Origin of the sequence: Burkholderia sp. RF2-non_BP3 (assembly GCF_001522185.1) — a bacterium.
GTDB classification, from domain to species: domain Bacteria; phylum Pseudomonadota; class Gammaproteobacteria; order Burkholderiales; family Burkholderiaceae; genus Burkholderia; species Burkholderia diffusa.
Genome location: NZ_LOSU01000067.1, coordinates 14,794 through 37,011 on the forward strand (window position 1 = coordinate 14,794; position 22,218 = coordinate 37,011).

Genomic DNA, 22,218 nt, shown 5'->3' on the forward strand with positions numbered 1-22,218 from the left:
GTTGGTCATGCGCAGTCGTCCTTGATTGCCAAGACAACACTTTCGATGTCGTCGTCGCTTAGAAACGGAGCTTGAGCGAACACAAGCCCCTGCTCGCCATTCAGTTTGGCGGCGAGGTGACCACGTCCAAGCAACAGTTCTGCCCCAGGCCTATCCAGCGCAATTTTGGACGTCGCCTCGCTAGAGACCTTTAAAATCAGCCGATTGCCTAGATTCTCGCGTAATTGCATAGGCATCACGTCTTTATCCGGACGCTGAGCGGCAAAAATCAAATGAATACCTGCTGCCCGCGCCTTCACACCTAGCCGCTGCACGGCAGCTCCAACTGCCGATTTATATCCATCGTCTAGCATCCAATCCGCAAACTCGTCATGGACCAAAAAAACCATCGGCAAGCGGTCCTCCGGCGCAGCTTTCGCGTTGTATGTCGGAAGGTCCCGCACACGTGCCTTTGCAAACATACGATAGCGATTCTCCATCTCCTCGACGAGTGCTCCGAGGACGTCGCGAGCTCGTTCCTTATCGATGACGATCGCCTCGCGCATGTGTGGTAGATCGGCCAATGGGGCGTAATCGACGCCCATCTTGGGATCTATCAGTACGATCTGCGCGAGTTCCTTGGGATTGGTTGCAGCGATATCAAGCAGTAGCGCCTGAATCAAGACAGACTTACCGCTGCCAGTAGCGCCGGCCACCAGCGAATGCGGCTCGTGTGAAGACAGCCCGCCAAACTCCGCTCCGAGGTTTAGATACAGCAATGCTCCGTTGATTTCCTGAAGACCAAGCAGGAACGAGGTGTTAATGCCACCCACGTTTCGGTTCAGCTCGCGACGCGCCCACAGCTCCCACAATGAGACTGCCTGTCGCTTTTCACCGGCAATAGCCACCACGATTTCACCCGGCTTGGGCTGCACAGTAACAAGGTTGATTGCGTGCGTTGTAAGCAGCTGCACGCGCTTGTTTTCGACGTCCTCGACACGCAGGCGGTCGGAGCCCGCCAGCCGTACAAGACACCCATTCGGTGTGAGGCGCGTGCCTAAAACGGAGGCTTGCAGTCCGTAACTATTAAGCGCGCCTTTTAGCTTCCTCGTAACCTCGTTGGCCCACGCATCTCGCTCGGCATCAGCCACAGAAGCGGATGCGTGCTTGGACTCAACCAAAGCACGGAACGCGGCCCCACCGAACGTGGATGTGGTGGTCCGAACTGCGACGGCACCTACGTTGGAAATCGATGGTAAAGGTTCTACCGGGCTAGGTGTTACTGCAGGAGCGTCTTCATTCGAGGGGGCACCGGAATCGCCATCGGCGGCAGAGGCGATCTCCTCTTCCGGTGCGGCAGTGGCCACCAGTTGCCCCATTGTTGCCAGCCACGCAACCCTGGGGGCCGGCCTCTTGAAGGTATGTCCAGCCCAAGGCTGATACACCCCAATAGCTGCTCTTGCTTCGACCGTCTCCGCTCCTTTCGCATAAGCCTCTGCCAACTTTCGCAAGCCCTGGCGGTCGAAGACCTCTTGCCAAGCTTTTACACCGTCGGAGTCCTCTAATATTTCTTGGCTGGACTGCGAACTGGAGCCTGCATCGGATGTGTGAACGTAAACATGCGAGTAGCCTCGAAGCGAGATGTCAACATCGCCTTCGCGAAGCTTCGTCCTCGCACGTTCCATGAGCCCCGTCATGCCAGGGGGCACTTCTGCGTCAATGAGCATGTCGGCTAGCCTAGATAGCCAGACATCGCGATCGAGACGACCGGGATCACCAAAAAGCGCCTCACGGAACAACCCAAGCGTTGCCAGGAGCTGATCCCTGGAATCCCTTTGGGCCTTGGCAAGTGCGTCGGCCCCCACGTATTTTGACTCCACGATTGCTACGGTGACCCGAATGCCTTCGTCCCGTTCCTCGACGTTCAAGCCCAAAATGTCCGCAATGCGGCTTTCGGGTTGCGACAACCAGCTCGCATAGTCATCAAGCAAGAAATATGCGGTCAAAGTTTGGCCTGTGCCGGCGGTATGCCTAAACTCCTCCGCGAGCATGTAGCGACTAAGTACAAGGCCGATCATTTCACCGGCCGAGACTCCTCGTTTCGCGGCCCTAAGAACGATGTCGCCTGAGATCGACAATGCGTCTTTAGTTCCCTTGTCGGCCGCGGCTTGGAGCTCATCGGCGGTCACCTGCAAGTTCAGTTCGCTCAACCGTCTACGAACTAATACACCCAACAAGCGTAGCTCCGAAGTCGAACTGACGATCATATTGCGACCATTAGTGGAGCCGCGTCGATAGCGCACTACGGTGATATTGTTGTGTTGCAACTGCCGCTTGTCTAACAGCTCATCATAGGTCGCCACCCACTCCGCGAGATCATGAGCATCTTTGATCATCATGGCTAGTTTCGGGTCTTGCAAGGAAATGCGGCGCGCGGGAAGGAATCGCTCGTTAGCTAAAGCGTCGGTCTGTCGACATACTGCCGCGACGGCCGAGACATAGGCCCAGCCGGAAGCGGTCTGCCAAGGGCAGGTCAAGAACGTGGTGGACTTTAGCTCGTTTTCACCTGAGACGCTCCGATAGGACAATCTCGATGGTGCGTGTTCCAGGGAAGGCCGATCGTTTGTCCAGTCGACGAGCAACCATTCGGTTCGAGCTGCACGGGCAACAACGTCATGCAGCAGCGCTATATCGAAGGCCTTGAAGCCACGGGTGCTCTCAGCCGGCGTGGCTGAGATCGGTGTAACGGAGATCCGCAGTTTGGAAATAAAGTTATCGCTAGTTTCGCTGACCACAGGGAAGTCCGGATCATCTCCCGCTTTATTGACCAGCTCGCCATAGATACTTCGAAGTTTGACCTGATCGGAGTGTCGCACCGATACGCTACATTGGAGCCTGTCGCCGTCTTGAAGCGAGGAAAGTTCACGCACGGTCGCCAGCGGCAATTCCGCCGCATCGGCGTTGTACAGTACAACACTCAGGTTTGCAGCCTCGTGAGGCTGCAAACCGACGTAGCGCTCCAACAAGTCACGAGCTTGCCTCGCGGCCGCCGCGGGTTCCACGTCACTCATGGACTCGCGCGAATCGCGCGTGGGCGACTCCATCAGGCTATAGCCGTTCACGGTGTTCGTCTCTGAGACGAGCGTTGGTGCCCCAGCACGATTAAGTACAGCAATCTCCGGGTAAAAAGGATGTGCAATCTCGTCGGCGAGCTCACGCATGAAAATCTCGCGGTCCCCAAAAAGGATGCTCGAACTTGCAAGCAAGTGCGTCGCGAAAGCTGCGACCCTGCGCGACTTAACCGCCAAGGCCTTCATCCGTTCTGGGTGCCAAGGCGGGACAATCACCGCCGGGTTGTCGCCCGCTACCTTTACAGTCCCGATAGACAGGACTTCCGAAACAAGCCTGGAGCGGCACACATCGCCCCTAGCGTGCGTCATTAAAGTAGCGAGCAACGCAGCGAACGACTCCGCCTGTTGGATAACCGCTTCTCCGTGCAAGCCCGATCCAAGGAAGTCGGTCATTGCCTTGACGTAGTCCTCCTCAAACTTGTCCCAGGCAAAACGGATTTCATCTCGCTGCTGTTGCGTCAGACGACGGTCAGCTGCTAGATCGTCTATACGCTTTTTTATATCTGCGCGCTGACTGCGCAGCTTGTTAGGAGGGGGCACGAGCGAACCCGCATCTCGGGCGAACGTGGCTTCGAGCGTGCTCGTATCGAAAAGGGAGGCGCTTTGGACCCCCCCCTTCTTGCTGACGAATTTACGGGGAACTTCGGTACAGCCAACGGCCCCCTTCTCCAAGAGTCGACGCATGTCTGCAGCCATCGAAAGCCCGATGCAGGCTGGACGGTAACTCCATAGCAACTGGGTCTTAGCTAGCACTGATTCTCTGACTTCGTTTCGTTCGATCAGTGCTACGTCGAACTTGATTTGCAGCGCCGTCCTCGAGAGCGAGGTGTTCGGTTTGATCCTATCCTTTTTGTCACTGCGAAGCTCCCGCTCCTTGCCGAAAAACGCCTCGTAGTCGAACAACGGATCGGGCAAGTTTGCATTGCCCATTCGCTCAACCTTCCATTCGGCCTTGGAACCCATCAGTTCCTTCAGCCCGCGGTACATCGCAGAGAAGAAGCTGCCAGCGTCGTAATTGAAGCGCTCGCGCCATTCCTTGCGGCCCTTCGTCACTGTAAAACGAAGAACTCGCTCACATTGCCCTTCTCGGAGACCCGCATGTAGGCTGTGAACGACACGTGCAAATCCGTCGAAGAAGTCGTTGCACTCGATAGGCTTACCATAGAGCGCCTTTTCCCATCGCGCGCAAAGTCTGCTCTCTTGTTCCAGCAGCCGCCGATGCTTGACGAAGAACTCCTCGTCTTCGTCATTGAAGTCAGCGCGGCGCTCCCGAGTCTTCAAATCCTCAAGAAGTTTGCGACCATCCTCGCCCAAGGCATTTTCTGGCTCACAGTCGTGGTCGAAGAATCTGATGGTCGCATCCGCTAAACCGAGCAGTTTTTCTTTCGGCTTATCAAATACCAAGTAGACTCCGTCGGCTTCCCACTCATACTCAGATAGTTTGGTACCGGATTCCAAGTCGCCCGCGGGTGCTTCGATGAACGCATCCAACGCCTGTCGGGCGCCGTCGGTGATTTGTGAGGCATGCTCAAGAAGCCGCTCTCGTAGCTCATCGCCATCCAACGGTTGACCGTTTTGGCGGAGCTTTTTCAGGAGAGGCGCACGCTGGGCAAATAGTTTGGTGAATGCCTTTTGCCAAGGCTTACGCGACGTCGCGTAGGTCCTCGCGTTGTCGAAAAATGATCCGTCACGAGGCAAGCCAACTTTGGGTAAGGCGTAGCCGACCGCGTTTCGTATCGCGAGGCCGTGTGTCGAGATTGCGACTACAATCTCAGCGCAGAAATCCCCAAGCTGTACCAGTGAAAGGTCTGACGATGCAAGGAGGCCGCCAATCGCTGCCTGGAACAAAGTTCGATCATCGGCAACGGGCGATAACCCGCCCGCATGGAGGGCCGCGTCGACCCACGGCTCCGCGTCAGCACGCATTTCCTTCGCGCCGATGGCCATCACGTGACCCAAGGTGTCGGCTAAGTTATGTTCGTTACCGTTCGCCGTGAGAATTGCCGATTTTTCGGTCTCGGCATTGTTGCGAACGAAACCTGCATTGTGGGAGATCAGGGTCTCTGGTGGTAGCCCTTGGCCCTCTACCAACGCTTCCGGAATCCTTAGGTCGACACTGGCGGACATCTCCGAATTAGCAAGAATCGCGCGCGCAACCGCGGCGATTTGACTAGCGGAAAGCTTATCCAGTCGGAATAGAGCAGCGGTCTCCCCTGGCAGCCTAGAGTTGGAAATGCGTTTGCCAAGTATGTCCGCGCCGACGCGCCCGATGATGCGATCGGTCAGCATGACACGGCTCCTCGCAAGACAAATGGATTTTCAACAAACGAGCAGGAATCCGAGAGCCTGCTCACTAGGCCTAAGCTAACGAGTCGAGCCTCGAGATTGTTTCGATTCTCGCTAAGCTCTTCTTGATCGACAAACTTGCCTTCCACCAAATGCGCGCCCTCGATATCGCCGATGACTACGCCATATCGACGCTTAGCCTCGGCCAAGAATTCATCTAACTGCATGCGGTCTTGCGCAATTGTCAAGACCATCGATTTGATGAGCCGGTCGTTTGGCGCGTAGCGGGTGCGCCGAGAAAGCCGTCGGGAGCTGAGACCAATGGCCCGGGACCACGATGCGTGAATCTTTTCCGCATGCAGCCCGTGGCGTGCGATTGCGAGCTCGGACAGTTCAAATACGAGCTCGTCCGGACTTCTATCGGAAACGTCTGCATCCTCATTTCCATCAAAACGCGGCCATTGAAACCACTCACGCATTAGCTTTATACGCTCAGCGTCGGGGAATTCGGCAGCGTCAGCCCGACTCCACCGCTCGTCTTGTCGAATCGACTCAACGTGTGCTCGAACTGCTTTTGGCGACAACCCTTGGTTGAACTGGTAACTGTCGCCCGACAAAGCTCGTACTTTATTGCGCTCTTTAGCAACGATCTCACAGACGATCTCGACCGGTTCGTCGTCACCAACTTGCCTTTTCGCTCTTTCCAAAAAATAGAGGAGCATGTTCAGCCCGGTAATGACGATCAGATGTTCTAGAGCATCGTAGATCGGCATATCCATACTCAGGATCGACAACCAGTCCTCACACATCCGATCGAAGCGCGGATTCTCGAGTTCCGGCAAATAGCCCGCTAGACGCGGCTCATCAGCAAGTTGCGGTTCCCCTTGCAAGGTTCTAGCCAGCCGGTTCATCGGGGCATCGTGATCAAAAAGTCGGCTCGTGAGGATTTGACCGAGTTCAGAGCCTCGTTTCGAGCGGGTGAGCATTAGGTAAAGCAGCTCACCAGTGCGAGCGAAGAACCGTCGATCGTTGCTCATGTTCCCACGAGCGTCGATTTCCATGTCCTCATAGAGTGCGTCGGGGCCAAAGGGAAAGGCGAACTTGGAACTCCATCGCTTATTGCTCCGAGACTCGAACGACGACGAACGCAGCAGCTCGATGGCCTTGGCAAAGTCGTCAAAGCTAGAAAACGCCCGCCTAAGAAAAGACATATCGTCGTCGCCCTTGCCGGTTGCCCCCTCAGCGAACTTGGCAAACCACTGCTTCCACTTTTCCTCATCAGGAAGCGGGCTCTCTGAAATAGCTTCAATGTACGGATTGTTGAAGAGAAGGCCGCGCAAACGAATTTGCCGCTGCGGTCGAAAGCGAACGGTGCATCCCGGCTCATCTTGAGGAAGGAGAGGGCGATGCAAGTTCGAGCCCAATACGCCGAGGAACTCTAGTACCGTCAGATGAGGCAGCTGCTCGTCATAGAGACGATGGCCCCATATGTTCTCATCGACACAGAACGAGACCCTCTCGATCTCTGGCCTTTTAATGATCGAACTCATGCGGGCACCTTCACGGTCACAGGACGAGCGAATCCTCGACCTCCAGGCTCGATATCGATAAAGTTTAACGTCAATGCCGATGCCTCACCGGCGACGTCTTCGTCATCCATGGCCCCCGCCGATCTGCGGACCAACTCAGCTTTTCGCAGCAGCTTGGCCTTGAAAGCCATAAGGTCTTCCAGACATTCGTTCGAGAAGCTCGCCGGCAGCGCACCTTCGGCAACCCGGCACAGGAACTCGTAGCGAATCGGCGTCAGATCGAAAGCTACTGAATTGGCTGGAATAGGAACCAGAGATACGTCGAGCAGTGGCCGGCCAGTCTCCTCGTTGTACTTTATGGACAAACCAACACCGCCTTGCCTTCGAGACGGAGTCTCATAATCACAAAGCACGCTGACGCGCGACTGAGTGAAACCACCAGAGCTCGCAATGAAAATGCGATCGGTATTTTCTAGCAGCAAGCCCGTCATAACACGGTTTAATCCCTTGGCGAGATGCGCCCGAACGGTCTCACTCGCCGGCATCTTGTTTCGCAATGCATCAATAAGTTGCAAGTAGTCTCCGGCGAACCGGAATGCCGTCATCGACCAATGCGGATAACCCGGTTCGTCGTCAGGCAGTGCGAAAAACAGCCTACGACGTTGCGCGTCCAACATGTCTAGAAATTCCGCAGCTCCGCCTTCCAGTCTTGCACTTTCATGCCCCTCCAGATATGTGCCTTGTGCTGCTAAGAATGAGGCAGTCGCTCCATAGATCGGATCGGATGCCACCAAACGGTCAAAGTCATCTTTGAGGCGACCGTCGTCTTTCCCGTAAACTAAAAGTCCGTCGATGGCGTTTGTGGTCTCGTCGCCCACCCCGAAGCTGGCCATAGCTTTGAAGACTGGGCGGTCGGAAATCCTTCGTTTGGGCAAATTGGTTCCGAACGCGTTTGCATAGATGCTCGCCTTTCCGATACTGCCACTCTCCTGAATACGCCCGACGTCCGCGCAGGTCATCAGGTTTTCCTTCGCATCCTTGGCGTCGGAATAGCCGAGAATCATATTCGCGCACAAGGCAAGAAGGTCCCGCACCGGAAGATGCGATCCGTTCAGTCGAGCGACCTCGATCAAGTCACCGAGTCGACGGGCCAGCTTAGCGCCGTCGGATGTGCCCAGCAGCCGTTTGCGGTTTTCGTCGATAGGGCAGACCTTGCCATCCTTTACCAAAGAGCAGTGCCTACAGTTTTCCCATTCCGGATGTCCCGCAATGGCCCTAGCGACCTCGTCGAGCGTCTTACGACTAGTTGTTCGACTCAGGTCGAAGACTGCGAGCCTGTCAGGCGCAGGACCGGCTTGTAGAAATCGCTCTTGCAGAGGTTTTCGTAACGGATGAACTCGGCCTTGCCTTTTGCCTAATTGGCGCAGCCGGTCCAGTAGTTGGCCATGGTTGGCCGCAAGAATGACAATCTCCGAGTCATCCCCTCCGAGTACAGAGCGCTCTAACCGCTCCAAGGGGAGGTCGCTCTCCTCGCCATTGAACTCGGATAGGTCTTTAATGAAAACAGCCAATCGGCCGTCGGCGAGCGGAAGCTCCTTGCTGTTGCCTTTAGCTGACCAGGCCTTCGCATCTCCCCCCATCCTCATCCACAAGGCACGGCAGTGATAAGTCTTTCCGTCACCAGCAGTACCGGCGATCAGCATAGAGCCGGGTGCCTTGGATTCGATATGCCCTACCATTGACTCAAGCAGCGGCGTCGATAACCCAATAGGTTGAATTTTCGCCCTTGCCAGCGCCCCCGCTACGTATTCATCGAACATCGTTAGGTTGTTAGGGGTGGGGCCATAACTCCGGAGAAATCTAACCCAGGCTGCCGCCGGCAATGCGACGGAGGTTCCCTCCGGCTGTTGCGAAGAATCTGTCAAGTTGGTCCCCCTCGGTATCGGTCTCGATCGCATCTCCGTGCGATGCCAGTTCGATGTCCCTCTGCTACCGCAGAGCCACGAACGCAACGGAGTCTCTAGCTTCGCTAGTGGTGAATTATGACTGGTGTATGTGGTTTAGTAGCAGGAGCGAACTTGGACAAGCGGAAGCTCGCGCCGCGCGGGTACACGGCGCATGGAAATGTGAGGCGCGAATCCTCCGCATGCAGTTCGAATCAATCCGGCAGCTCGGCGAATTTTGTCGACGTCCAAGTAACACTTCTTTCATTAATCTTTCGTCGCCTAGCTAACCAAATTCGCCTACCGGCTCATCCCGTGACTGCTATATCACCCCGTTCGCAGCCGGTGTGCGCAATACCGCCGTGTCTCTGCCTGCCGTAGTGGTCGGGCCTCAGCCGCGGCACTCGAGCCCTCCATTGCGCTAACGATCACGCGGATGCAACGTCTTGCTAGCAGTCACCGCGAATCATCATACTTCATCACTTGCCAGCCTCCCAATAAGTTCGGCGGGGCTGTCTATTGTTATGGGTTAGTCAATGCGACGCCGCCTCGGCACGACGTTTCCTGCCGGAGTCTCTATCATGTCGATTACTTGCCGTGCAGGCGTCGAACTGTAGCTGATGTGAATCGGACGATGGCGACCGTAGAAATACAGGCGGTCAAACTCGACGTTATCAATGATCCATTCAACGACCATCGCCATATCCTCATCTTCCACGACGAAATCGCACGCTGCTCCGAGGCGTTCGCAAATGTATCCGCCCCGACGCGTTCTCTCGTGCGCAGCATGCTGGTCCAATTTTGGCGAGATGCGCCCTTTGATCTGAGCGGCCAGTGTTGGCGAGCAAAAGCCAAACGTCAGCTTGACCATGCCGAAATAGTCGATTACCGGATCGATGACATGATGAGCAAGATCAAAAAGCGCATTAAAGCTTTCCGGCTCAACTGGCATATTACCGATGTCATGTGCAGCTTGTGTTTCCCCACATTCAACCAGATCGCGATACGTAAAGTAGCGTCCGCACTTTTGATCTAGCGGCGGAATTGATTTTGATCGAATCAATTTGTACCCGTCCACAGCCAATCGCATTTCATCCAGCTTAGCATCGAAGGTCGCAACGTCAGGGCCGTAGCCGTTGAGATCAAAGACGCCAAGCTCTTCCAATGCTTCTTCAAACAGTACTTGTTCAGAGTAAGACGGTGACTCTTCATTGAGGAAGCGCGACTTCTTGTAGAGGTATGGTGGGGGATACGCCTCGCCATAGTCGAAAATCACCAGCCCTTGCTTACGCAAGTTTATTTTCACTCGTTGTGTCATGCGTGGCAAAGGCGATCCGGAAAAATCGTCAAATTTCATCATGGTCAACTTCCCGGACCGAACGTGGATTTTCAATAAATCTGCACTAGTGACATCACCGTAAAGTAGCGTGCCGCAACCAATATATGCGCGCAGAATCGGGGGAAGACGCTCCACGAGGTCTGTATGAACCTGCAGCGACTCTCCGTCCTCCAGCCATCCCATACCTTGCTCTGCCGACTGGCGGCATGCATCCGAAATTTGCTCTATGTCGGCCAAGCTGAACAGCAGTTCTCGGCCCGCAGACAGCGCCGCAGAGTACCCGCCGAAGAATACCTTCGCGTCAACCTGAAGCTGCGACTCGAGTCTGCTGTATGGAGGTCGCTTGTCGAATTGCAGTAACGCGAAATATACGCGGAGATCGTCCGCTCGCGAGGCCGCTGCACGCTCAAGCATACTCGCCGCATCATCTTTCCTTTCTTTCAGAAACCGTAGGGCGGCTGCGCTCGATCCAAACTCGCGAAGCTCTTGCTGTAGCGCCTGCATTTCCCGTCTAACGGGATCGCGACCAAGCGCCAAGCAAAGTTGCCAGAGTTCATCAAGGGCGCTCCGATGACGGTCGTACAGCAGCGCTGAGCGATCGGGGCGAGGCTTCGCGACAGTGGTACGGTCCGCATGTCCCTCAGCCACGAAGCGTGTCGGTCGGACGGGAGGCACAATCCGTCTGCTACTCTTGACTCGATTAAACCGGAAACGCTGCTCCTGATCTTTGTCCTTGAAGACAAAAAATACGCCGGGCCCTGCCGCGATTGCATCATTCTCGGTGACGCGATCAATGAATTCCTTCAGCTCCGATTGAGAGTAATATTTCTGGAACGTATTTCTCGAGGTTAGAAAACCATCCCCATACGGAATACCGTGAGCGGAATCCTGATTTGCGAGCATCGCAGAGACGACGAGGATATCTTTCGAAAGTGAATATGATGTCTTCAGGGCGTGCTCACGTTCATCTACGTTTTCTATCACGTTTATGACAAATCCGAGATTAACAATTGAGGCCCGAGCGAGCGGCTGATCATTCGCGTAGTGTGGGTCCCAACCCGCAGCCTCAATGCCTAGCCCCTTGAGTCCTCGTACATCATCTCCGCGCCCACACCCATAGTCAAACAGCGAACGAGTTCCATCGAGAAATCCAAAGCGAGAGAGCATTTGTATCGGTGCCGAAAAGCTGTAGCGAGACAATGCAGTGCGATGACGTTCTATAGTGCCAAGTCTGCTCTCGCCCTCCGATTCATCGGGCTCCTCGTTGGCTATGGGAACGAGCGTGTGATCGGCGAGACAATAGCCTCGTTGCTTTATGAGAGCTTCGAATGTTTTTCGGAAGCCGATGCGAGCCGGATCGTCAAATAGTCCGATCTGCTCGGCCGCCCGAGTCAGATGCTCAAAAACCAACCGCTGCGGATGATCGGCCGCAATGAGCAGCTCTTTTCGATGCAGTATCGGGGGGTTAATTGACGACTCGTAGCTCCGATATCGGTACGTCTTCTGATCGAGGTCAATAGACCAGCTGCGGTACAGTGCGGGAAACGCCTCGCCGAAGAAGCTTGGGTAGTCGAGGAGCGACATATCCGACATAGAACGACTTAGCCTGATAACGTTGAAGTCGCTCCCCGCCGTAAGCCTCGTCAGCGCGATACCTTCCTCGACGATGCGTCGCACAGTCTCTGGGATGCACTCCAGAAGTGACACATGAAAATATACGTCCCTTGCAACGACCTTTCCGATATCTGCATCGAGGTGCGGTGCTGGAATTTCCCTGGTCGTTGTCGAGCTCATGTCCTTAACTCTCAATATGGAGACCGTTGGCGAAGGGCCTGCCATCACCACGAGCGAATAGCACCGCCGATTTCCCTCTTGCAACAGGATAACTCGCATCGAGACAGCATAAGCCTCTAGCGAGCGGTACAGGAAGTGGACCGCGACCCATCACGCGTCTTCGAACCCACGGAGATACAGCCACCGCACATGGCTCGGATTCGAACGAATTTCAGACCTATATCACTGCCGTGAGCTGGCAATCGCTGCCGCTCCGTCAGCACTCTCGTGTGTCGACGCCATCCATCTTTGGAGTTCGGTGATGCGCCCATTTCTCTTCTCGAAATCCCGCTGCCTTCGCGCTCGCGTTCACAGTGCATCTCGTTCAGACAGTGGCATGCGTAGGAGAACAACCCTGGCACGGCCTCGGCAACTAGTTCGCCCCGACGCAGCCGCTCAAAGTTTGGGCCCGCACCGCCGGCGTGGACTGGTGCATCGAAGAGGCCGAAGTGCGCTTCGTCGTCGCCCCGAGATGTCAATGACAACATCAGCCGAACGTAGAAACAAAAAACCCCGCGAGCCTCACTGGCTGCGGGGTTTGCTGACTTGCTTATACAACCTTAGACATGTTCTCGGTGGAGCGGAGGAGGAGGATCGAACTGCCAACCTTCGCTCTGCCATTCTGATGTAATGGCTGTTGCTCACACCTCTAAATAGCTCGTGTCCAGAAAGAGGTGTGATGCGCCAAATAACCCCCGAGAATTTTCACTAAATGCGACTTCGGTTGTCACTATTTGTGGGACATTTTTCACTAATAGTGCCATTCGGCATATGCGGAAACTCAAACGTCAATATTCCCCGCTCGCAACGCATTCGACTCGATAAACGCCCGCCGCGGCTCGACATCATCCCCCATGAGGGTAGTAAAGATCCCGTCCGCCGCGATCGCATCCTCGATCTGCACGCGCAGCAACCGCCGCACTGCGGGGTCCATCGTCGTTTCCCACAGCTGCTCGGGGTTCATCTCGCCGAGCCCCTTATAGCGTTGTTTAGAGACGTTGCGTTCAGCATCCGCCAGTAGCCACTTCATAGCGCTCTTGAAGTCCGCCACGGCCATGCTGCGCTCACCGCGTTTGATCACCGCACCAGCCTGAATCAGGCCTTCAAACGTCTTCGCGGTAGTCACTAGCTGCTGATAATCCGCCGTGTGCTGGAATTCTTGGTCGATGACCGAAACCCGCACATTGCCGTGATGCGTGCGCTCGACATGCAGCGACCGCTGTTCGCGAACCGCGTCATACGAAGGCACCACACGCACTTCGTTCTTCAGCGCTTCATCATGCAAAGCGGCATGTAGAGCCTTAGCAGAAGCCTCTGTAGAAGCCTCGGTCGACAGATCGATCGCAACGCCATCCGTGATCGCCTCAAGCGCTGCCGGGTCATACAACCGGCTCAACCGCTCGATCACGCTCTGCGACAGCAGATACGACCGCGCCAGCTCCCCAAGCGCATCACCGGAAATCGCCGCCGCATTCTCCCCAGGCACCAGCTCCGACCCTTGCAGCGCCAACCGCAGCATATGCGCGTTCAACTCCACGTCATCCTTCAGATACCGCTCGTCCTTGCCCGCCTTGATCTTGTAAAGCGGCGGCTGCGCGATATACACATACCCGCGCTCGATCATGTCCGGCATCTGGCGATAGAGGAACGTGAGCAGCAGCGTCCGGATGTGCGCACCGTCGACGTCCGCGTCGGTCATGATGATGATGCGGTGATAGCGCAGCTTGTCGAGGTTGTAATCATCCTTGCCGATGCCGCACCCAAGCGCGGTCACGAGCGTGACGATCTGTTCCGACGACAGCAGCTTGTCGTAGCGTGCCTTCTCGACGTTCAGCACCTTACCGCGCAGCGGCAGGATCGCCTGGAACTTCCGGTCACGCCCTTGCTTGGCCGAGCCACCTGCCGAGTCACCCTCGACGATGTAGATTTCGCACTTGGCCGGGTCCTTCTCCTGGCAATCCGCGAGCTTGCCCGGCAGCCCAACGCCATCGAGCACGCCCTTGCGTCGCGTCATCTCACGCGCCTTCCGTGCAGCATCCCGCGCCCGAGCAGCCTCAACGATCTTCCCGCAGATGATCTTCGCGTCGATCGGCGTCTCCAGCAGAAACTCTTCCAGCGCCTTCGCCACAACCTCTTCAACCGGCGCACGAACCTCGGAAGAAACCAGCTTGTCCTTCGTCTGCGAGCTGAACTTCGGCTCCGGCACCTTCACGGACAGCACGCACGACAGCCCTTCGCGCATGTCGTCGCCGGTCGTCTCGACCTTCGCCTTCTTCGCGATTTCGTTGTCGGTGATGTACTTGTTGATGACGCGCGTCATCGCGGCCCGCAGGCCGGTCAGGTGCGTGCCGCCGTCGCGCTGCGGAATGTTGTTCGTGAAGCACAGCACGTTTTCGTTGTAGCTGTCGTTCCACTGCATCGCGACTTCGACGCCCACGCCGTCCTTCTCGCCGTTGGCAAAGAAAACCGTCGGGTGCAGGTTGGTCTTCGTCTTGTTGATGTACTCGACGAAGCCCTTCACCCCGCCGGCGAACGCGAAATCGTCTTCCTTACCCGAGCGCAGGTCCGTGAGACGAATCCGCACGCCGTTGTTCAGGAACGAAAGCTCGCGCATCCGCTTCGCGAGGATGTCGTAGTGATACTCGACCGTGCCGAAAATGGTCGGATCGGCCATGAAGTGCACTTCGGTGCCGCGGTTCTCGGTATCGCCAACCACATGCATCGGCGACACTTCCACGCCGTCCACGGTCTCGAGCACGCGATCCTGCGCGATGCCGCGATGGAACTCCATGAAACGCTTCTTGCCGTCGCGGCGCACGGTGAGGCGCAGCCAGCTCGACAGCGCGTTCACGCACGACACGCCCACGCCGTGCAGGCCGCCGGACACCTTGTAGCTGTTCTGGTCGAACTTCCCGCCGGCATGCAGCTCGGTCATCACGATTTCAGCCGCGCTACGCTTCGGCTCGTGCTTGTCGTTCATCTTCACGTCGGTCGGAATCCCGCGGCCGTTGTCGGTCACGGAAATCGAGTTGTCGGCGTGAATCGTCACGTGGATGTCGTTGCAGTACCCGGCCAACGCTTCGTCGATCGAGTTGTCGAGCACCTCGAATACGAGGTGGTGCAGACCGGTGCCGTCAGACGTGTCGCCGATGTACATCCCGGGGCGCTTGCGCACCGCTTCCAGACCCTCGAGGATCTGGATCGACGAGGCGCCGTAGCTGCTGTTATCGGGTTGCGAATTGTGCTGTTCACTCATGGATATCTTCCGGTTCTGCGAGGCCACTCTCGTGGCGGCGCGGTGCGTTTCAGCGAGAGAAATCGCCGGGCCGCTCCAGTTTCCTGGCCCGTCCGAAGCGCCGAAAAGGCGCCAAAGGGACGGGTTGTCGGTTCGCCATAAAAACGCCAAAGGGGCTTGCCGCCCCCTGGTGTGTATCGTGATGTCGAGCGCGTCAGATGCGCATCGGCATCACGACATACTTGAACTCATCGTTCTCGGGCACGGTAATCAGCGCGCTCGAGCTGGCGTCGCCGAGGCTCACCTGCACGGTGTCGACCTTCAGGTTCGCGAGCACGTCGAGCAGATACGTGACGTTGAAGCCGATGTCGACGGTATCGCCCTGGTAGGCGATTTCCAGTTCTTCCTGCGCCTCTTCCTGATCGGCGTTGGTCGACATGATCTTCAGCTGGCCCGGCGCGATGATGCAGCGCACGCCCTTGAACTTGTCCGAGGTCAGGATCGCCGCGCGCTGCAGCGAGCGCTGCAGTTCTTCGCGGCCGATCTCGAACGTGTTCTTGTGCGCCTTCGGGATCACGCGCTGGAAGTCGGGGAACTTGCCCTCGACGAGTTTCGACACGAGCTCGACTTGGCCGAACGTGAACTTGGCCTGGGTCTGCGCGATGTCGATGGTGACGGTGTCGTCGATGTCCTCGAGCAGGCGCTGCAGCTCGAGAATCGTCTTGCGCGGCACGATGACTTCCTGGCGGCCGAACGTGCCGCCCTCGAGCTTCATCGACGAGAACGCGAGGCGGTGGCCGTCGGTGGCCACGGCCATCAGCTGGTCGCCGTCGACGACGAGCAGCATGCCGTTCAGGTAGTAGCGGATGTCCTGCTGCGCCATCGCGAAGTGGACCATGCCGAGCAGCTGGCGGAACGACTTCTGCGGGACGGTGAGCGTGGCGCCGAAATCCTTCGCCTGCGCGACGGTCGGGAACTCGTCGGCCGCGAGCGTCTGCAGTGCGAAGCGGCTCTTGCCGGACTGAACGGTGAGGCGCTTGTCGGCGAGCGACAGCGTGACCTGGCCGTCAGGCATCGCGCGCAGGATGTCGAGCAGCTTGCGGGCCGCGACGGTGGTGGCCACCTGGTCGCCGCCGACGCCGAAATCGGCGCGCGTGGTGATCTGCAGCTCCAGGTCGGTCGACAGGAATGAAACGTCCGGGCCGTTCTTGGTGATCAGCAGGTTGGCGAGGATCGGCAACGTATGGCGGCGTTCGACGATGCCGCTGACCGTTTGCAGCGGCCTGAGGAGTGTGTCTCGTTCGGTCTTGACCAGTTGCATAGAGTTCCTTCGTTGAGTAACGGCCTGCAGCGCAGCAGCCTCGCAGCGCCCCGCCGGCCGGGCTCTTGGCCCGCCACCACCGGGGCGGTCAAACCAGTATTGTGCCTCAAAACCGAACCGCCCCCCTTAAATTGGGGCGGAGGCCGAATTATCAAGCGCGCCGCGCGCTCAGCCCTTCAGCGTCTGTTCCAGCACGTGCAGCTCGTGGTTGAGCTGCGCGTCCTTGCTGCGCTCGTCCGCGATCTTGCGCACCGCGTGCAGCACGGTGGTGTGATCGCGCCCGCCGAACAGCTCGCCGATTTCCGGCAGGCTCTTCTGCGTGAGCTCCTTCGCCAGGTACATCGCAATCTGCCGCGGCCGCGCGATGTTCGCCGGACGCTTCTTCGAATACATGTCGGCGACCTTGATGTTGTAGAAGTCGGCGACGGTCTTCTGGATGTTCTCGACCGAAATCTGCCGGTTCTGCACGGTCAGCAGGTCCTTCAGCGCTTCCTTGGTCAACTCGATCGAGATCTCGCGGCCGTGGAACTTCGAATACGCGAGGATCTTGCGCAGCGCGCCTTCGAGCTCGCGCACGTTCGAGCGCAGGTGCTTCGCGACGAAGAACGCGACGTCCTCCGACAGGTTCACGCCTTCCGACTGCGCCTTGCGCATCAGGATCGCGACGCGCATTTCCAGCTCGGGCGGCTCGATCGCGACGGTGAGGCCGGAGTCGAAGCGCGAGATCAGGCGATCGTCGATGCCCGAGATTTCCTTCGGATACGTGTCGCTGGTGATGATCACCTGCGCCTTGTTCGCGACGAGCGCCTCGAACGCGTAGAAGAATTCCTCTTGCGTGCGCGACTTGCCGGAGAAGAACTGGATATCGTCGATCAGCAGCAGGTCGAGCGAGTGGTAATAGCGCTTGAAGTCGTCGAACGCCTTGCGCTGATATGCCTTCACCACGTCGGACACGTATTGCTCGGCGTGGATGTAGCGGATCCGCGCGCCGGCCTTGTCGAGGAGCAGCTGGTTGCCGATCGCGTGGATCAGATGGGTCTTGCCGAGGCCGACGCCGCCGTACAGGAACAGCGGGTTGTACGAGATGCCGGGGTTGTCCGCGACCTGGATCGCGGCGGCGCGCGCGAGCTGGTTCGCCTTACCCGTCACGAAGTTGTCGAACGTGAGCACGGGGTTCAGCTTCGAACGTTCGTACATCGAATCGGCTTCGCCGCCGTTGGCGGGTGCGGCGCCGGGGCCCGGGCGCCACGTGCGGCGGCCGGCGGCCGCTTCATGCGCGGGCAGGCTCGGCAGGTCGATGTCGGCGTCGTCGGCGTTCAGGTGATGCGCGGCGGCCGCCGACGGCGTCATCGGCACGTCGGCCGGCGCGCTGGGCGCGGCGGCGGCATTCGCGGTCAGGTTGGCGGCGATCGCGGCGACCGTCGCCGCAGGCCCGCTCGGCGCCAGCGGCGCGCGCGGGGCGGCCGCGGCGCCTGCGGGGGCGCTGCGCATGCCGGCCTTCGGATCTAGGACGAACTGGATTTCGATCGGCGTGTTCCAGAATTCGCGGGCCAGATCAGAGATCCGACCCGAAAACTGGCTCTTGACCCAGTCCAGCTTGAAGCGGTTCGGCGCGGCGATGGACAGCGTGTTCGCCGACGCATCGAAGGCCACCGGGGCCAAGGGTTTGATCCACGTCACGTACTGCTGGGGCGTCAGCTCGCGCTCCAGCAGTGCGGAACAGTGTTGCCAGAAATCGTTCATCAAGTAACTGTCGTTTTTTGCATGCACAGCGCGGCTCGCCGGCGCCCTTGTCGCGGTTGCGCAACAAGGCCCGAAGCGGTCGTGCGAGCGTGCCTCGGACGCCTGCTCACACAGTGTTGGCGGGGCAGGCGCGGGCCGAAGCGGCGTGCGGGATTCTTGGAGATAAGGCGAGATTCTACCGCCAAACGCGGCCACAGCGCGAGTTATCCACAGGCCGGGGTTGTGGGTCGCGGGGCCGGATCGGCGTGGGCCGGCACAGGCGGACGACTCCTAAAGTATTGACCGTCAAGAGAAAAACGGTTTAAATAGCGGGTTCCGCGAAAACCAATCCTGTATTCCCGGCGATTGCGTTCGCCCGAATGCCTCCGGTTAAGGGCACGCGGTCCCCTGAATTTCGACATTCTCGAACAAGTGAGAACATCATGAAACGTACTTACCAACCGTCCGTGACGCGCCGCAAGCGCACCCATGGCTTCCGTGTCCGCATGAAGACGGCAGGTGGCCGCAAGGTCATCAACGCTCGCCGCGCGAAGGGCCGCAAGCGCCTCGCCATCTAAGGCAGGTTGCGCGCTGTGTCCGCCGTCCGCAGTCCTGCGGAAGGTGCCGTCGAGCCGGGTGCGAATCCGTCGCAGACGAAAGCCGCCTTCCCGAAAGCTGCGCGACTTCTGAAAACGGATGAATTTTCATCCGTTTTTCGTTTGCGCCCCTGGCGGCGTTCCGCGCACTTCGTGATCTACGGCAAGCCGACAGGCCAGCCCGCCCGTCTGGGGCTCGTCATCGGCAAGAAGTATGCGCCGCGTGCAGTCACGCGCAACCTCGTGAAGCGGCTGGCGCGCGACGCGTTTCGCCTGCGCCGGGCCGAATTCGCCGGTTACGACCTGCTGCTGCGGCAGCACACGCGCTTCGACAAGAAAGCGCTGCCGAGTGCGGCTTCCGCCCCGCTCGCGGCGATGTGCGCGGCCGAAATCCGCGAACTGCTCGACAGGGCAGTCCGGGAGATCGCGCGCCGGGCGTCGAAGCCCGCGTCCGAGTGACGCATCCGTCCGTGGTGCGGCGTTCGCGCCCGCCCGGCCGGTTTTGACGCGGCGTCGAACGGCGCCGCCCAAGGTATGGAAACGGTATTGATCGCCTTGCTGCGCTTCTACAAGGTTGCCGTGAGCCCGATGCTCGGCAACCGTTGCCGTTTTTATCCTTCCTGTTCGGATTACGCGCGCGAGGCAATCCAGTATCATGGCGCCGCGCGCGGCACGTATCTCGCCGTCAGGCGCGTGTGCCGATGCCATCCGTTTTCCGCGGGCGGCATCGACCTCGTCCCGCCGCCCAACTCCGACACTCGCGCTCGCGGCGAAGCCGACGCGCGGTCCCATCGACTCTGAGACAACGCATGGATATCAAACGCACCGTCCTATGGGTGATCTTCTTCATGTCAGCTGTCATGCTGTACGACAACTGGCAGCGCGACCATGGACGCCCGTCGATGTTCTTCCCGAGCGCCACGCAGACGGCCCCCGCGGCTGCCGGCGGTGCATCGGGCACGGGCGCGACGACGACCGCAGGTGAAGTGCCTGCCGCAGCCGCAGGCGCCGCACCGTCGACGACGGCACCGGCCGCGCAGGCGCAGCTCGTGAAGTTCTCGACCGACGTGTATGACGGCGAAATCGACACGCGCGGCGGCACGCTCGCGAAGCTGACGCTGAAGAAGCAGGGCGACGGCAAGCAGCCGGACCTGTACATCACGCTGTTCGACCACACGGCCGGCCACACGTATCTCGCGCGCTCGGGCCTGCTCGGCGGCGACTTCCCGAACCACAACGACGTCTACACGCAGCTGAACCCCGGCTCGACGTCGCTGACGGGCGACCAGAACACGCTGAAGCTGTCGTTCGAATCGCCGGTGAAGGGCGGCGTGAAGGTCGTGAAGACCTACACGTTCACGCGCGGCAGCTACGTGATCGGCGTCGACACCAAGATCGACAACGTCGGCACGGCACCGGTCACGCCGACGGTCTACATGGAACTGGTGCGCGACAACACGGCCGTCGAAACGCCGATGTTCTCGCATACGTTCCTCGGGCCGGCGGTCTACACGGACGCGAAGCACTTCCAGAAGATCAACTTCAGCGACCTCGACAAGAACAAGGCCGACTTCGTGAATTCCGCCGACAACGGCTGGGTCGCGATGGTGCAGCACTACTTCGCGTCGGCCTGGATTCCGCAGCAGGGCGTGAAGCGCGACATCTACGCTGAAAGGATCGACCCGACGTTGTACCGCGTCGGTGTGAAGCAGCCGGTCGCGGCGATCGCGCCGGGCCAGTCGGCCGACGTGCAGGCACGCCTGTTCGCCGGTCCGGAAGAAGAGCGCATGCTCGAAGGCATCGCGCCGGGCCTGGAGCTCGTGAAGGACTACGGCTGGGTGACGATCATCGCGAAGCCGCTGTTCTGGCTGCTCGAGAAGATCCACGGCTTCGTCGGCAACTGGGGCTGGGCGATCGTGCTGCTGACGGTCCTGATCAAGGCCGTGTTCTTCCCGCTGTCGGCCGCGAGCTACAAGTCGATGGCGCGCATGAAGGAAATCACGCCGCGCATGCAGGCGCTGCGCGAACGCTTCAAGAGCGATCCGCAGAAGATGAACGCCGCGCTGATGGAGCTGTACAAGACCGAGAAGGTCAATCCGTTCGGCGGCTGCCTGCCGGTCGTGATCCAGATTCCGGTGTTCATCTCGCTGTACTGGGTGCTGCTCGCCTCGGTCGAAATGCGCGGTGCGCCGTGGATTCTGTGGATTCACGACCTGTCGCAGCGCGATCCGTTCTTCATCCTGCCGGTGCTGATGGCCGTCTCGATGTTCGTGCAGACGAGCCTGAACCCGACGCCGCCGGACCCGGTCCAGGCGAAGATGATGAAGTTCATGCCGATCGCGTTCTCGGTGATGTTCTTCTTCTTCCCGGCCGGTCTGGTGCTGTACTACGTCGTGAACAACGTGCTGTCGATCGCGCAGCAATACTACATCACGCGCAAGCTCGGCGGCGGCAAGAAGGCCTGACGCCCGCCGCACACGCGGGCGGCCAGCCGCCCGCGATGCACGTAAAAAAGCCGCATGGTTTATTCCATGCGGCTTTTTCGTTTCCGGAGGATGGAGATGCGGTGGCGTGTGGGGAGGTCGACCGCCGCCGTTCAGGCCTTCTTCGCGTCGATTTTCGCGTCGCTGCCGTAGAACTGCTCGATCAGTTCCTGAACGAGGTAACGTTGATGCGGCGGCAGCGCCTCGATCTTCGACGCGAGTTCGATCGTCTCGGGCGTCGGCGGATAGCGCTCGTCGCGCGGCAGCGGTTGCGGCGTCGGATGTTCGGTCACGCTCGGCGACGGGCCGTAATGCAGCCAATGCAGTTCGACGCGCAACCAGTCGGCGAGCGTTTCGAGTTTGTCCGGCGTCGGAATCGTCCGGCCGGTCAGCCATTTGTGCGCGGTTTGCGGTGAAACCGGCTGCGCGCCATGGTGACGCAGATTGAACCGGTTCGCGAGTTCGGTCGCGCCGGTGATCTTCTCCGGGCTGCGCCTCAAGGCGAATTTCAGGCGTTCCGAAAACGCTGATTTTTCTTCGGGTGTCGGCATGGGGGTGATTGTGCAATTCCACCGACGCCTTTCAGACAACCATATAGGCTAAACATAGCTCGTTTGGATGAATCCCAACCTGCCGCGGGCCGTGTCGAGGAATTGGGGGCGCAGCGTTGGGCCAATCCGGCAGGCCTGTTCGTCCGAAATGGACAGTATGTGCGAGCGTGGAATTGAGACTCGCCTTAGCTCCGTCGGGATAAATTCGGGCGATTCCGAAACCGACGCGGCGTCCGGTGGCGCGCCGGCCGGCACGCTACAATGCCGGCG

12 protein-coding genes and 1 pseudogene are annotated in these 22,218 nt (G+C 58.8%); 5 read left to right on the top strand and 8 right to left on the bottom strand.

The features are described from left to right. Positions 1-5 precede the first annotated feature (5 nt). The 4 genes from WS45_RS29810 to WS45_RS29825 form a co-directional block, all read right to left on the bottom strand. Positions 6-5,399, bottom strand: a complete 5,394-nt coding sequence (locus tag WS45_RS29810; protein ID WP_059703066.1) for an FtsK/SpoIIIE domain-containing protein — start codon at positions 5,397-5,399, stop codon at positions 6-8. Beyond that, on the bottom strand, positions 5,393-6,946 hold the full coding sequence (locus tag WS45_RS29815; protein WP_059703068.1) for a hypothetical protein: 1,554 nt from the start codon (positions 6,944-6,946) through the stop codon (positions 5,393-5,395). The genes WS45_RS29810 and WS45_RS29815 overlap by 7 nt, the downstream gene beginning before the upstream one ends. Next, complete coding sequence (locus WS45_RS29820) at positions 6,943-8,745, bottom strand: hypothetical protein (protein WP_059703070.1); 1,803 nt, start codon at positions 8,743-8,745, stop codon at positions 6,943-6,945. The genes WS45_RS29815 and WS45_RS29820 overlap by 4 nt, the downstream gene beginning before the upstream one ends. Before the next feature lie 652 nt (positions 8,746-9,397). Beyond that, positions 9,398-12,001 (bottom strand): DNA phosphorothioation-associated putative methyltransferase, encoded by a 2,604-nt coding sequence (locus WS45_RS29825; protein ID WP_059703072.1) that lies wholly within the window; start codon positions 11,999-12,001, stop codon positions 9,398-9,400. Positions 12,002-12,354: 353 nt separating this feature from the next. Between WS45_RS29825 and WS45_RS36685 the strand changes: the two are divergent. Next, positions 12,355-12,507, top strand: a pseudogene (locus tag WS45_RS36685) (DUF932 domain-containing protein); the annotation flags it as partial. Between the two features lie 314 nt (positions 12,508-12,821). Here the strand turns inward: WS45_RS36685 and gyrB are convergent. The 3 genes from gyrB to dnaA form a co-directional block, all read right to left on the bottom strand. Further along, complete coding sequence (gene gyrB, locus WS45_RS29830; RefSeq protein ID WP_059703074.1) at positions 12,822-15,296, bottom strand: DNA topoisomerase (ATP-hydrolyzing) subunit B; 2,475 nt, start codon at positions 15,294-15,296, stop codon at positions 12,822-12,824. Positions 15,297-15,489: 193 nt separating this feature from the next. Next, positions 15,490-16,596 (bottom strand): DNA polymerase III subunit beta, encoded by a 1,107-nt coding sequence (gene dnaN, locus WS45_RS29835; protein ID WP_006756934.1) that lies wholly within the window; start codon positions 16,594-16,596, stop codon positions 15,490-15,492. 168 nt (positions 16,597-16,764) lie between these two features. Beyond that, on the bottom strand, positions 16,765-18,339 hold the full coding sequence (dnaA, locus tag WS45_RS29840) for a chromosomal replication initiator protein DnaA (RefSeq protein WP_059703076.1): 1,575 nt from the start codon (positions 18,337-18,339) through the stop codon (positions 16,765-16,767). 422 nt (positions 18,340-18,761) lie between these two features. Here dnaA and rpmH point away from each other — a divergent pair, with 422 nt between their 5' ends. From rpmH to yidC, 4 genes are all read left to right on the top strand, one after another. Beyond that, a complete protein-coding gene (rpmH, locus tag WS45_RS29845) occupies positions 18,762-18,896 on the top strand; it encodes a 50S ribosomal protein L34 (protein ID WP_004198824.1) in 135 nt (44 codons plus the stop codon). Between the two features lie 15 nt (positions 18,897-18,911). Continuing rightward, complete coding sequence (rnpA, locus tag WS45_RS29850; RefSeq protein ID WP_031401531.1) at positions 18,912-19,373, top strand: ribonuclease P protein component; 462 nt, start codon at positions 18,912-18,914, stop codon at positions 19,371-19,373. A 75-nt stretch (positions 19,374-19,448) separates the two neighbouring features. Continuing rightward, positions 19,449-19,715 carry a membrane protein insertion efficiency factor YidD gene (gene yidD / locus WS45_RS29855; RefSeq protein ID WP_006750110.1) on the top strand — a complete coding sequence of 89 codons (267 nt, stop codon included), beginning with the start codon at positions 19,449-19,451 and terminating at the stop codon, positions 19,713-19,715. An 8-nt stretch (positions 19,716-19,723) separates the two neighbouring features. After that, positions 19,724-21,379: a membrane protein insertase YidC gene (yidC, locus tag WS45_RS29860; protein WP_059703078.1), complete on the top strand. Its 1,656-nt coding sequence runs from the start codon at positions 19,724-19,726 to the stop codon at positions 21,377-21,379. Between the two features lie 131 nt (positions 21,380-21,510). Here yidC and WS45_RS29865 read toward each other — a convergent pair whose 3' ends face one another. Beyond that, positions 21,511-21,948, bottom strand: a complete 438-nt coding sequence (locus WS45_RS29865) for a helix-turn-helix domain-containing protein (RefSeq protein ID WP_059534856.1) — start codon at positions 21,946-21,948, stop codon at positions 21,511-21,513. Positions 21,949-22,218: the final 270 nt, after the last annotated feature.

What these genes read in the sequence shown, in the direction of transcription:
- WS45_RS29810 (WP_059703066.1), bottom strand. Translation starts at nt 5,399, where the DNA reads ATGCTGACCGATCGCATCATCGGGCGCGTCGGCGCGGACATACTTGGC.
- WS45_RS29815 (WP_059703068.1), bottom strand. Translation starts at nt 6,946, where the DNA reads ATGAGTTCGATCATTAAAAGGCCAGAGATCGAGAGGGTCTCGTTCTGT.
- WS45_RS29820 (WP_059703070.1), bottom strand. Translation starts at nt 8,745, where the DNA reads ATGTTCGATGAATACGTAGCGGGGGCGCTGGCAAGGGCGAAAATTCAA.
- WS45_RS29825 (WP_059703072.1), bottom strand. Translation starts at nt 12,001, where the DNA reads ATGAGCTCGACAACGACCAGGGAAATTCCAGCACCGCACCTCGATGCA.
- gyrB (WP_059703074.1), bottom strand. Translation starts at nt 15,296, where the DNA reads ATGAGTGAACAGCACAATTCGCAACCCGATAACAGCAGCTACGGCGCC.
- dnaN (WP_006756934.1), bottom strand. Translation starts at nt 16,596, where the DNA reads ATGCAACTGGTCAAGACCGAACGAGACACACTCCTCAGGCCGCTGCAA.
- dnaA (WP_059703076.1), bottom strand. Translation starts at nt 18,339, where the DNA reads ATGAACGATTTCTGGCAACACTGTTCCGCACTGCTGGAGCGCGAGCTG.
- rpmH (WP_004198824.1), top strand. Translation starts at nt 18,762, where the DNA reads ATGAAACGTACTTACCAACCGTCCGTGACGCGCCGCAAGCGCACCCAT.
- yidD (WP_006750110.1), top strand. Translation starts at nt 19,449, where the DNA reads ATGGAAACGGTATTGATCGCCTTGCTGCGCTTCTACAAGGTTGCCGTG.
- yidC (WP_059703078.1), top strand. Translation starts at nt 19,724, where the DNA reads ATGGATATCAAACGCACCGTCCTATGGGTGATCTTCTTCATGTCAGCT.
- WS45_RS29865 (WP_059534856.1), bottom strand. Translation starts at nt 21,948, where the DNA reads ATGCCGACACCCGAAGAAAAATCAGCGTTTTCGGAACGCCTGAAATTC.